Below are 12,468 nucleotides of genomic sequence, written 5' to 3'. Positions count from 1 at the left end.
GGTCGGAGCTCAGCGTGTCACGCCGCGGGTGCGGCGCTGTGAGTACGTAGGTGTCGCTGCGTCGGTCGGTGGCTCAGTGGCCGGCGCCAAGGTTGCCGGCGAGCCGCCCGTGCCGCGCTGCGGAGTCGTCGTTCATGCCGATGATCGTCACGGTCTTGCCCTTGGCCTCGTACTTGGTCGTGATCGCGTCAAGCGTCGCGACGGTCGAGGCGTCCCAGATGTGGGCCTTGGTCATGTCGATCACGATGTTCTCGGGGTCGCCCGCGTAGTCGAACTGGTAGACCAGGTCGTTGGACGAGGCGAAGAAGAGCTCACCCTCCACCGCGTACACCCGCTGGTCGTCAGCGTCGGATGCGTCCAGGCGCTTGACGGAGGTGAAGTGCGCGACCCGCTGGGCGAACAGCACCATCGCGACCAGCACCCCCACGATCACACCGTAGGCCAGGTTGTGGGTAGCCACGGTCACCACCACCGTCGCGACCATGACCGTGGTCTCCGACTTCGGCATGCGCCGCAGGGTCGCCGGGCGGATCGAGTGCCAGTCGAACGTGCCGACCGACACCATGATCATCACCGCGACCAGGGCCGCCATCGGCATGATCGCCACGACGTCGCCGAGGCCGACCACGAGGACCAGCAGGAACACGCCGGCCAGGAACGTCGACAGGCGGGTGCGTGCGCCCGAGGCCTTCACGTTGATCATGGTCTGGCCGATCATCGCGCAGCCACCCATGCCACCGAAGAACCCGGTCACGATGTTCGCGGTGCCCTGACCCCAGGCCTCGCGGGTCTTGTTCGAGTGGGTGTCGGTGACGTCGTCGACCAGCTTGGCGGTGAGCAGCGACTCCAGGATGCCGACCAGCGCCATCGCCAGCGCGTACGGCGCGATGATCTGCAGCGTCTCGAGGTTCAGCGGCACGTCGGGGAAGAACAGGCTGGGCAGCGAGTCGGGCAGCGCACCCTCGTCGCCGACGGTCGGCACGTTGATGCCCGCCAGGACGACGGCAGCGGTCAGCAGGACGATCGCGACGAGCGGGGCCGGGACCACCTTGGTCCAGCGGGGCAGCAGCACCATGATCACGATGCCGACGGCGGCCAGCGGGTAGACGATCCACGGCACGTCGATCAGGTGCGGCACCTGCGACAGGAAGATGAGGACGGCCAGCGCGTTGACGAAGCCGACCATCACCGAGCGCGGGATGAACCGCATGATCTTCGCGACGCCGAGCAGGCCGAGGACCACCTGGATGATCCCGCCGAGGATGACGGTGGCGATCAGGTAGTCGAGCCCGTGCTCGCGCACCACCGGGGCGATGACCAGGGCGATCGCGCCCGTCGCGGCGGAGATCATGGCCGGGCGACCGCCGAGGAACGAGATGGTGACGGCCATCGTGAACGACGCGAACAGTCCGATCCGCGGGTCGACGCCCGCGATGATCGAGAAGGCGATCGCCTCCGGGATCAGGGCCAGCGCCACCACGAGCCCGCCGAGGACCTCGGTGCGGAACGTCCGGACCGAGCTGAACGCGGCCCTGAACGAGCCGGAGGCCGTGGCCTCAGGGGCGCCCGTGACGGGAATCGGCGCCGGGGCGGGATCGGGCAGGCCGGCGGGAGGCTGTGGCACGCGGTGTTCCTTCGGGCTCTGGGACGCGGCACGTCCCGAGGACCGAGGTCGCGGGACCCGGTCCGATCGGACAGGACTGAGCACGCGACGCTGCGTACGAAGATGAGGGTCGGCGCCGATCCACCGCAGACCGGTGGTGCGCCGAGCACAACTCTACCCTTACGTAAGGGTAGAGTTGCAACATGGGCACCCCCGGCACCTCGACCACCATGCGCATCGGCGCGGTCGCCGAGCGCGCCGGCCTGTCCCTGCGCACCCTGCGGCACTGGGACGAGGTGGGCCTGGTCACCCCGTCAGGGCGCACCGACGGCGGGTTCCGGCTCTACACCGACTCCGACGTCGACCGCATCCTGCTGGTGCGGCGCATGAAGCCGCTCGGCTTCTCGCTCGACGAGATGGCCGACCTGCTCGACGTCGTCCACCGCCTGGGCGCCGGCGAGACCACCGACCCGGACGGCGCCGACCTGCGCGCTCGGCTGGACGAGTTCACCACCACGTCCCGCGCGCGCCGGGCCGACCTGGCCCGCAAGCTCGACATGGCCGACGAGCTGATCACCCTGCTCGGCGCGGTCTGACCGCACCGTCGGGCAGATCACGCCCTGGCCGCGGACTCCGGGTCGCGCAGCATGTGCGACTCGACGAGCTCGTGGCGCCGGAAGTAGGTGGTCGCCACCGCCTGGACGGTCGCGGCGACGGGCAACGCCAGGAACGCACCGAGCACCCCGAAGACCGCGCCGAACGCCAGCACCACCAGCAGGCTCACCGCCGCGTTCATCTCCAGCGCCCGGGCGGACACCTTCGGGGCCAGGTACAGGTTCTCGAACTGCTGGTAGGCCACCACGAAGGCGAGCACGCCCAGCGCCTGGGGCCAGCCCTGCGCGGTCAGGGCCACCATGGTGGGCAGCGCGCCACCGAGGTAGGCGCCGATCGTCGGCACGAACTGGGACACCACGCCGACGAAGACGGCGAGCGGCACGGCGTACGGCGTCTGCAGGAACGCCAGGAGCGCGAAGGTGACCGCCGTCGAGACCGCTGCCAGGACCACGCGGGAGCCGATGTAGTCCGACACCTTGCGCTGGGTGACCTCCCACAGGTGCAGCATCTCCTGCTGCCGCGCCGGCGTCAGCCAGCCGCACACCGCGGCGCGGAACCGGGGCCCCGCGGCGAGCAGGTAGTAGGCGACGAGCAGGATCGTCAGGGTCGCGAGGAGCCCGCCCACCACGGTGGTGCCCACCAGCAGCGCCCCGGAGGCGACGTCGTCACCGAACTCGTCCAGCGCCTGCCGCAGCAAGTTCTGCGTGTCGGGGACGACGACGTCGAAGCGGTCGACGAGGAAGCCCTGCAGGCCCGCGTAGAGCCGGGGGACGGACTGCGCGAGCTCGACGAGCTGCTGCACGAACAGGTTGCCGAACAGCGTCATGAGCACGATAACCACGACGAGCGACCCCAGCAGCGTGACCGCCGCCGCCAGCCCTCTCCGCCACCCGTGCCGCACGAGCCAGACCGTGCTCGGTTCGAGCGCCAGGGCGATGAAGAACGCGATGAGCACGTTCACGAAGAGCCCTTCGAGGTCTCCCAGCGCGTTCCACGCGAAGATCGCGACGAAGACGGCCGCCACGGCCATGGCAAGCGCACGGGGCAGCCAGCGCGGCGGGCGTGGGGAGTCGTGCGCACCGGGCGGCGCGACGGGCTCGTCCGTAGGGGGCTGCGCGGTCCCGGTCGGCGAGCCGGGGCCGGCCTCGCCGGTCTCGGACGAGCTGGGCGACGTCATGCCAAGACCGTAGTGCTCCGACCGGCCCCGAGCCGGCACTCCCACGCCGGTCGTGCCCGCGTGGGTGTCAGACCCCGCTCGCGACCAGCGGGATCAACGGGACGTCGGGGTGCGCACGTTCGAACGCTCGCGCGTGCCAGACGTCACGGAGCAGGACCAGCGGGGTCCCGTCGCCGCGCCGCGCGATCTCCAGGCCCGGGTAGCCGCCGATGGTGTCGAGGTCACCGGGAGCCGCCTCACGGGCGAGCGAGAGGCCGAGCGTCTCCATGCGGATCGGCGCCGAGAACTCGTGCTCCATCCGGAAGGCCGCCACCTCGAACTGGAGCGGGCCGACCGCGGCGAGGATCGGGTTGCCGTCGCCGCGCGCCTCGTTGATCAGGACCTGGACGACGCCCTCCTGCTCCAGCTGGGTGATGCCCTTGCGGAACTGCTTGGAGCGGCCGGGATCGGCAACGCGAGCCGCGGCGAAGTGCTCCGGCGCGAACACCGGCATCGGCGGGAAGCGCACCTTCGGACCCGAGGAGTCGAAGACCGTGTCGCCGACCGCGAGCGTGCTGGCGTTGACGAGGCCGACGACGTCGCCGGGGTAGGCGTCCTCGACCGTCGAACGCTCCCGGCCGAAGACCGACAGGGCGTACTTGGTGGCGAACGGCCTGCCGGTGCGCTCGTGCGTGACGACCATGCCGCGCTCGAAGCGGCCGGAGCACACCCGGATGAACGCGACGTGGTCGCGGTGGTTCGGGTCCATCCCTGCCTGCATCTTGAACACGAACCCGCTGAACGGCTGGTCGACGGCGCGCTCGCCGTCGCCGACGTCGGGCCGCGCGCCCGGAGCGGGGGCGAGGTCGACGACGGCGTCGAGGAGCTGGCGGACGCCGATGTTCGCGAGCGCCGCGCCGAAGAGCATGGGCGTCGTGGTGCCGGCGAGGAACGAGGCGCGGTCGACGGCGTCGAGCAGCTGGACGCTCTCGACGGCCTCGGTGTGGTCGTCGCCAAGGGTGTCGGCGGCGGCCTGGGGCGTCAGGAGGCTCTCCTCGGCGATCGACGCGCCACCCGGGGTGCGGCGGTAGGTGCGCACCTCGCCGTTGGCCCGGTCCAGGAGGCCGAGGAAGCGGCCCGCCTCGCCGATGGGCCAGGTGAGCGGAGTCGGGCGCAGATTGATGCGCTCCCCGAGCTCGTCGCACAGCTCGAGCGCCTCGCGGCCGGGGCGGTCCCACTTGTTGACGAACGTGATGACCGGCACCCCACGGCGGCGGCACACCTCGAACAGCTTGAGCGTCTGCGGCTCGAGGCCCTTGGCCGAGTCGAGGAGCATGACGGCGGCGTCGACCGCGGTCAGGACGCGGTAGGTGTCCTCGGAGAAGTCGGCGTGGCCCGGCGTGTCCAGGAGGTTGATCACGACGTCGCCGTAGGCGAACTGCAGCGCCGCGGACGTGATGGAGATGCCGCGCTTCTGCTCCATCTCGAGCCAGTCGGAGACGACGCCGGCGCGGTTGCCCTTGCCGTGCACCGCCCCGGCCTCGTCGATGGCGTGCGCGTGCAGCGCCAGCGCCTCGGTCAGGGTCGACTTGCCGGCGTCGGGGTGGGAGATCACGGCGATGCTGCGTCGACGCGCCGCCTGTGCCTCGACGGAGCGGGCGTCGGAAGTAAGAACTGTCACCGAGACTCACCGATCTGTTCGTGCTGCAACAACGCCATGCCCATCTCTCGTTCGACAGTCCTCCACCCTATCTTCCCGCACGCCGTCGGCAGCTTGCGCCACGGAGTCGTGAGCTTGCCTCGATGTCGGCACAGGCCTGGGCCGATCTCGGGGCAACGGACGACCTGGCAGGGCCTGCCGGCACCGGCACCCACCCGCTAGACTTTCGGTGTATACAGCGTGTGTATAGTTACCAGCATGACTGTCGCACATACCCTGCTCGGGCTCCTCGAGGCCGGGCCGCGCCACGGGTACGACCTCAAGCGGTCCTACGACGAGCGCTTCGGGCACGACCGGCCGCTGCACTACGGCCAGGTCTACTCGACGCTCGCCCGGCTGCTGAAGAACGGGCTCGTCGAGGTCGAGGCCGAGCCCGGTGCGGGTCCGGAGCGCAAGAAGTACGCGATCACGGACGCCGGCGTGTCCGACGTCGCCGGCTGGCTCGCCGTGCCCGAGAAGCCCGAGCCGTACCTGCAGAGCACGCTGTACACGAAGGTCGTGCTCGCCCTGCTGACCGGGTACGACGCCAACGACGTGCTCGACACGCAGCGCTCGGAGCACCTGCGCCTCATGCGTGAGCTCACGCGCCGCAGGGACGGCGGCGACCTGGCCGACCAGCTCGTCTGCGACCACGCCCTGTTCCACCTCGAGGCCGACCTGCGCTGGCTCGAGCTCACCGCCGCGCGCATGCAGCAGCTCGCCGCGCAGGTCCGCGCGTAACGCGTCACCCCAGCTCCCCCGCCACGCGACCCGAATCCTGGAGACCCGATGCCCACCGAACCACTGCTCACCGCCGAGAGCCTGCACCTCAGCTTCGGCGCCACCACGGCGCTGGACTCGGCCTCCGTGCAGGTGCACGCCGGGGAGATCCTCGCGCTGATGGGCCCGTCCGGGTCCGGCAAGTCCACCCTGCTGCACTGCCTGGCCGGGATCCTCCACCCCGACCTGGGCCGCGTGACCTACGCAGGGCGCGACCTGACCGCCATGCACGACGACGAGCGCAGCGCCCTGCGGCGCACCGAGTTCGGGTTCGTCTTCCAGTTCGGGCAGCTCGTCCCCGAGCTCACCTGCCTGGAGAACGTGGCCCTGCCGCTGCGGCTAGGCGGTGCGCCCCGGCGCGCGGCGCTGCGCAGCGCCGCGGCGTGGCTGGAGCGGCTCGAGGTGTCCGACGTCGCGGGCAAGCGCCCCGGCCAGGCGTCCGGCGGACAGGGGCAGCGGGTGGCGGTCGCCCGTGCCCTCGTGACCCGGCCCAGGGTCGTCTTCGCCGACGAGCCGACCGGCGCGCTGGACACCCTGAACGGCGAGCGGGTCATGCAGCTCTTCGTCGCGGCCGCCCGGGAGACCGGGGCCGCCGTCGTGCTCGTCACCCATGAGCCGCGCGTCGCCGCGTACTCCGACCACGAGGCAGTCGTGCGCGACGGCCGCGTGCGCGCACGGGAGCACGTCCGATGAGGCGGATCAGCGAGCTGGCGCTCGGCATCCGGCTCAGCGTCGGCGGCGGACGGTCCGGCTGGGTCCGGCTGGCCCTGATCGCCGTCGGCGTGGGGCTCGGGGTCACGATGCTGCTGGTCGCCGCCAGCATCCCCACGGTGCTCGACGCCCGCACCGAGCGGGCCGACGCGCGCTCCGTGACCTGGGACCAGCAGCTGACCCCGGGCGAGCCGACGATGCTGACCCAGGAGGTCAAGTCGTCGTTCCGCGATGCCCCGGTCGTCGGGCTGCTGCTCCAGCCGGAGCACGACGACGCGCCACTGCCCCCGGGCGTGCCCCGGCAGCTCGAGCCGGGCGACCTCGTCGTCTCCCCCGCCCTCGGCGACCTGCTTGCCTCCGACAACGGCGCCGCGCTGCGCGACCGGTGGGGCGACCGCGTCGTCGGCACCATCGGGGACGAGGGCCTGACCGGGCCTGACGAGCTCAGGTTCTACCTGGGCACCGACCAGCTGACCGCCGGATCGGAGTACGTCGATCGCATCCAGTCGTTCGGCGGGGCCGACGGGAGCAGCGCGGGCCTCGGCCCCGTCCTTCTGCTGCTCGCCCTGGTGGGCATGGTCGTGCTGCTGCTCCCCGTCGCGATCTTCATCAGCACGGCCGTGCGCTTCGGCAGCGAGAACCGGGACCGTCGGCTCGCGGCGCTGCGGCTGGTCGGGGCGGACGTCGGTATGACGCGCCGGATCGCCGCGGGTGAGACCCTCGCCGGTGCCGCGGGCGGGCTGGCCGTCGGAACGCTGCTCTTCCTTGCGATCGGGCGCCTGGCGGCCTACGCCGTGCCCGCGGAGCTGAGCTTCTACCCGGAGGACCTGCGCCCCGCCCCGGTGCTCGCAGCGCTGACGGTGGTGCTGGTGCCGGCAACGACGGTGCTGGTCACCCTGTCGGCACTCAAGCAGGTGCTGGTCGAGCCGCTGGGTGTCGTTCGGCGCGGCAGCGAGCGTCGGCGGCGGTTCTGGTGGCGGCTCGTCGTCCCGGTGGTGGGCCTGGCTCTGCTCACCCCGCTGATCGATGGGCTCGACACCTCGCCGGGCAGCCAGGTCATGGTCGTGGCGGGCCTGATCCTCGTGCTGGTGGGTGTGGCGCTGATCCTTCCGTGGCTGGTCGAGGCGACGGTGCACCGGTTGAACGGGTGCAGCGTCGCGTGGGATCTCGCGGTACGCCGTCTGCAGCTCGACAGCGGGACGGCGGTGCGCTCGGTCTCCGGGATCGCCGTCTCGGTGGCCGGCCTGATCGCGATGCAGGGACTGGTCGCGACGATCGGCGAGCTCAGTCCCTGGTCGCAGGCCGACACCAGCACGTTCCAGGCCACCGTGCTGGACATCGATCCGGAAGCGGACTCCGCGGAGACGTGGGAGCGTGAGCTGTCCCGTGCCGAGGGGGTGACGAGGGTCGGTCTACTGACCTCGATGTGGGCACGGCCCACGCCGGCAACGGCGGGGCAGCCCGCCTCGAGCGACGAGACGCTGATCGACATCGGCACGTGCGAGGTGCTGGCCCAGGAGGCCCAGCTCGACTCGTGCGACGACGGCGACGCGTTCGTCGTCGCGCCGGACGGTACGACCACCCCGGCGTCGGGCAGCGTCTACCTGCTGGGCACCGGCCAGGACACGCGGTGGACGCTGCCGGCATCTGCCGAGGTCGTGGGCCCGGCGCCGGGCACCGTCGGCTCGATGGGCGGCATGTCCGCGCGGATCATGGTCACGCCTGGGGCGCTGGGCGGCATAGACGTCGAGCCGGAGGGGATGACCGTCTACGTCGCGCTCGATCCTGCCGTCCTGGACGCGGCGGACCATATGCGGACCGCGGCGGCCCAGGTCGACCCGGCCGCCTACGAGTCGCCGATCGCCCCGGAACGCACCACCTTGATCCTGGGCAACGTCCAGAGCGCGCTCCTGGTCGGCACGGTGGCCCTGCTGGTGCTGATCGGGGCGAGCATGCTGGTCAACGTCATCGAGCAGCTCCGAGAGCGCCGTCAGCTGCTCGCGGTGCTCGTCGCGTTCGGCACGCGGCGCCGGACGCTCGGCGCTTCGGTGCTGTTTCAGGTGGCCATCCCCGTGGTACTCGGGTTGGCGATCGCGGTGGTCACCGGCTCGGTCCTCGCACTGGCGCTGCAGGCGGCGGTCGACGCGCCGCTGGCCTTCGACTGGTTGACCGTGGGCGTAACCTCCGGGGCTGCCGCGCTCATGGTGCTCCTGACGACGGCCGCGGGCCTGCCGCTGCTGTGGCACCTGACCCGTCCGGGGGGTCTCCGCAGCGAGTAGGAGTTGGTCTGCGGCCCTGACTCGGCGTACCGGGTACACCAGTCAGGGCCGCAGGCCTTCGCTACCTCTTCGCCCTCACGGTGTCGCTCTCCGCAGAGAGCGCCACTCCCGCGAACGCGCCCGGCCGCGCCGCGGTCACCTCGACGGACATCCGGTGCCCGACGTCGGCGGCCGTCACCCGCAGCGTCTGGCGGGTCGCACCAACCACCGGCTCACCGTCCCGCAGCCACTGGTAGCTGAACGTCAGCCCGTCCTTGTCCCACGTGCCGGGCGTCCCGGCCAGGGTGCCGCCGACAGCCGCCCTGCCCCGCACCTTCGGCGGACGCACGGGCTCCGGCCGCTCGCCGTCGTAGGTGAGCGGGTCCACGCTCGTGAGCGTCGGCACCACGTCGTTCATCGTGCCGTCGTCGTTGAACGTCAGCCGGTCGATGGTGGTCTCCCGGTGCGTCCCGTCGCCGCCCGGCATCCCGAACCGGTGGTACGCGATGTACCACTCGTCGGTGCCCGGCACCTGGACGATCGAGCTGTGCCCGGTCCCGAGGATGCCCTGGCTCGGGTCCTTCTCCAGGATGACGCCGCGGTACGTCCACGGTCCGTGGATGCTGGTGGACGTGGCGTAGCCGACCCGGTAGTTCGCCGACCCGGTGTCGTCGATCGAGTAGGTCAGGTGGTAGAGCCCGTCGCGGTGGTTGAGGAAGAGGCCCTCGCGGAAGTCGGTGAGGCCGCTGATCCGCGCGAGCGTGTCCTGCTTGATCGAGAGCATGTCGTCGCTCAGCTCGGCGTAGACCGGTCCGTTCGACGGCCCGCCGTTGCCCCAGAAGAGGTAGAACTTCCCGGTCTCCGGGTCCTCGAACGCGGCCGGGTCGATCGCCTGGCCCGACGTCACCGCCTCGTTGTTGAGGATCATCGCCTCCGGCTGCGCGGTGAACGGCCCCTCAGGGCTGTCGGCCACCGCGACGCCCAGCGTCTTGCGGTTGTACGTCGGGTTGTGGCCGGAGAAGTAGAAGTAGTACTTCCCGTTGCGCTCGATGATGGTGGGCGCCCAGGCGTTGCCGCTGGCCCACGGCACGTTGCCGTTCTCGCCGTCCAGGGTCAGGAACGGCTCGTCCGAGCGCTCCCAGTCGGCCAGGTCCTTCGACTTCCAGACGTAGAAGTCCTTGCCACCCCAGCCCGCGACGCCGTCGGTGGTCACGTAGAGGTAGTAGTAGTCGCCGAACTTCGCGATGTTCGGGTCGGCGTACAGGCCGGGCAGCACCGGCGACCGCATCTCGACAGCACGCACCGTCCAGTCCCGGGTGGTGCCCTCCTCGGCCGTGACCGTGAACGTCGTCGGTGCCGACAGGTCGGTCGGGCCAGCGGGCTCCGGCGAGACCGTCGACGTGGACACGACCTCGAAGGCCGGCTCCAGCGCCGTCCGGTCGGTGCCGGGCGTGACCGGCAGGGTCACCGTCGACGTCGCGGCGTCGATCACCGCCGGGACCTTGAGACTGTCGAGCTGCACGCCGGTGATGGCCGTCGGGTCCGCCCCGAGCTCCCGGACCTCGTCGGCCGGCAGGGCCCGGTTGTAGATGCGGAAGTCGCGCACCTTGCCCTTGAGGTACTTGTCGGCGCCGTAGACGGAGCGGCCGATGTAGTTGGCGGTGGTCCGGCCGTCCCCGATGTCGCCGGGCTCGATCGTGACGCCGGTCTTCTCGCCGACCTGCACGCCGTCGAGGTAGAGCGTGGCGGTGCCGTCCTGGAGCGTGTAGGTCAGCGTCTTCCAGGCACCGCGGGGCAGGGCCGACCCGGAGGTCACAGTCTGTTCGGTGCTCCAGTTCCCGGTGGCGATCGACGTCCGGTAGCTGTTGCCGGTCGTGAACAGGTAGCCGTTACCGACGCCGGCGCCGTCCGTGTTGCCGAGGCCCCAGACGAAGTACGGCGTCGCCTGAGCCGGGTCCAGCCAGACCTCCGTCGAGACGGTGATCGCGTCGAGCCCCGCCATCATGTCGTTCGGCAGCTTCACGTGGCCGTCGGTGCCGCCGAGGTCCAGCGCGCCGTCGGCCCAGGTGGCGTCGCCACTGACGGCGCCGTCGTACCCGTGGCCGGTGGCGTCCGTCGCGACGGTGCCCGAGTCCGCGTCGAGGTCGTACTGCGCGACCAGGCCGTTCTCGTCGGCGACGACGGGCGTGGGCTCCTCCGGGAGCACGATGCCCTCGCGCAGCGCCGCGAGCTCGGTCGCGGTGACGGGGATGACGGTGCCGTGGCGCGGGCTGGCCGGCAGGTCGTAGTCCGGGGCGACCTGCCAGTCCGGGTTCTCCAGGTCGTCCGTGCCGAGCGGGATGTAGCCGCGGCCGCCGTACTCGTCGACGAACAGGTAGTACGGCGAGCCGGAGGTGTCGCCAGGGTTGGCCTCGAAGACGGTCGGCCCCTCGACGGCGGAGGTGCCGGCGTCGCGGCCGATGCAGCCGGCCATGAACTCCCACGCCGGGTCACCGGGCAGGTCGACGGCGGTCAGGGTCGGCGACTTCTCCTGGATGATGTCCGAGCAGCCGGTGCCGCCGCCACCCTCGTCCTTGGTGAAGCGGTAGTAGGTGTCGTTCTCCTTGATGACCGTGGAGTCGATCCGGGACTCGCCGCGGTCCTGCCAGATCTTCGCCTCGCTGAACGTCACGAAGTCGCGCGTGGTCGCGTAGAGCATCCGGTTGTACGCGCTCCCGGTGTGGTCCGGGTCGTCCTCCGCGTACAGCTTCGACGCCCAGAACACCACGTACTGCTGGAGCGACTCGTCCCAGTACGCCTCGGGCGCCCAGGTGTTGCCTGCGTTGTCGGGCGAGACCTTGACGTGCCGCTGCTCGGACCAGCTGATCAGGTCCGTGGACTCCCAGATCTCCAGGTGCTTGCTGCCCTGCCGCTGTGCGGCGTCCCAGTCGCCGTTGCGACCGATGGACAGGTCCGTGGCGATCAGGAAGAAGCGGTCGCCCTCGGGCGAGCGGATCAGGAACGGGTCACGCAGCCCGAGGGTGCCCTCGGTCGACTCGAGCGTGGGCTGCCCCCCGCCCAGCTCGTCCCACGTCAGGGCGTCGTTGCCGCGGCTCGCCGCGAAGTAGATCTTCTCGCCGGCGACCGAGTTCCCGGTGAAATAGCTGAAGGCGTAGCCCTCGTACGGCGCGGCGGCCTGCTGCTCCCGCACGGTGAGGGGGATCTCGCGGGTGGCGGTCGCGCCGCCGACGTCGGCGGTAGCGGTCAGGGTCACCGCGGCATCCCCGGTGCCGTGCGCGGGGCGGTCGACCACGCCGTCCGTGGCGACGACGGCGGGGTCCGACGACGTCCAGGTGACCGCCGCGTCGTTCAGACCGGACGACGGCAGGGTCAGGTGCCCGCGGACGTCGTCGGCGTGGACGACGCCGAGCGCGGCCGCCGCGGCGTCGGCCTCGGACTGTGCCTCGGACTGTGCCTCCGACTGCGCGGCCGAGCCGGCGGAGGTGGTGCTCTCGGACATCGTGAGCTCCGGGGCGGCCGACGTCTCCTGGGACGTCGCGGCGCTGGCTGGAAGGAACGGGAAGATACTCCCGAGCAGTGCCACGACGGCGCCCACGGCGACCGTACGGAGGGGCAGCCGGGAAGGACTGGTGCTTCTTTGCACGGT

Annotated in this window: 8 protein-coding genes; 4 read left to right on the top strand and 4 right to left on the bottom strand. The window is 71.3% G+C overall.

The features are described from left to right. Positions 1-73: 73 nt before the first annotated feature. Positions 74-1,624, bottom strand: coding sequence for a SulP family inorganic anion transporter (locus tag APR04_RS11285; RefSeq protein ID WP_253870244.1), 1,551 nt, complete (start codon positions 1,622-1,624; stop codon positions 74-76). Between the two features lie 182 nt (positions 1,625-1,806). Between APR04_RS11285 and APR04_RS11280 the strand changes: the two genes are divergently transcribed. Continuing rightward, positions 1,807-2,199: a MerR family transcriptional regulator gene (locus APR04_RS11280; protein WP_253870242.1), complete on the top strand. Its 393-nt coding sequence runs from the start codon at positions 1,807-1,809 to the stop codon at positions 2,197-2,199. Positions 2,200-2,216: 17 nt separating this feature from the next. Here APR04_RS11280 and APR04_RS11275 read toward each other — a convergent pair whose 3' ends face one another. Together APR04_RS11275 and APR04_RS11270 are read right to left on the bottom strand one after the other, a co-directional pair. Further along, entirely contained in the window at positions 2,217-3,395 is a 1,179-nt protein-coding gene (locus APR04_RS11275) for an AI-2E family transporter (protein WP_253870240.1), read from the bottom strand. Between the two features lie 67 nt (positions 3,396-3,462). Further along, positions 3,463-5,055 (bottom strand): peptide chain release factor 3, encoded by a 1,593-nt coding sequence (locus APR04_RS11270; protein WP_253870237.1) that lies wholly within the window; start codon positions 5,053-5,055, stop codon positions 3,463-3,465. Positions 5,056-5,292: 237 nt separating this feature from the next. On the opposite strand from APR04_RS11270, the gene APR04_RS11265 reads away from it, so the two are divergent. The 3 genes from APR04_RS11265 to APR04_RS11255 are packed head-to-tail and all read left to right on the top strand — an operon-like array spanning position 5,293 to position 8,843. Further along, on the top strand, positions 5,293-5,814 hold the full coding sequence (locus tag APR04_RS11265) for a PadR family transcriptional regulator (protein WP_253870235.1): 522 nt from the start codon (positions 5,293-5,295) through the stop codon (positions 5,812-5,814). Between the two features lie 48 nt (positions 5,815-5,862). Beyond that, complete coding sequence (locus tag APR04_RS11260; RefSeq protein WP_253870232.1) at positions 5,863-6,546, top strand: ABC transporter ATP-binding protein; 684 nt, start codon at positions 5,863-5,865, stop codon at positions 6,544-6,546. Next, the gene (locus APR04_RS11255) at positions 6,543-8,843 is read left to right on the top strand and encodes an FtsX-like permease family protein (RefSeq protein ID WP_253870229.1); all 2,301 of its coding nucleotides are present in this window, start codon (positions 6,543-6,545) and stop codon (positions 8,841-8,843) included. Before APR04_RS11260 ends, APR04_RS11255 begins: the two co-directional genes overlap by 4 nt. Positions 8,844-8,904: 61 nt before the next feature. On the opposite strand, the gene APR04_RS11250 is transcribed toward APR04_RS11255, so the two are convergent. Then, complete coding sequence (locus APR04_RS11250) at positions 8,905-12,465, bottom strand: family 43 glycosylhydrolase (RefSeq protein ID WP_253870226.1); 3,561 nt, start codon at positions 12,463-12,465, stop codon at positions 8,905-8,907. Positions 12,466-12,468: the final 3 nt, after the last annotated feature.

Origin of the sequence: Promicromonospora umidemergens (assembly GCF_024171995.1) — a bacterium.
Taxonomy (GTDB): Bacteria; Actinomycetota; Actinomycetes; order Actinomycetales; family Cellulomonadaceae; genus Promicromonospora; species Promicromonospora umidemergens.
The sequence above is the reverse complement of the archived record's forward strand: the minus strand, read 5'-3'. Positions and strand labels throughout refer to the sequence as shown.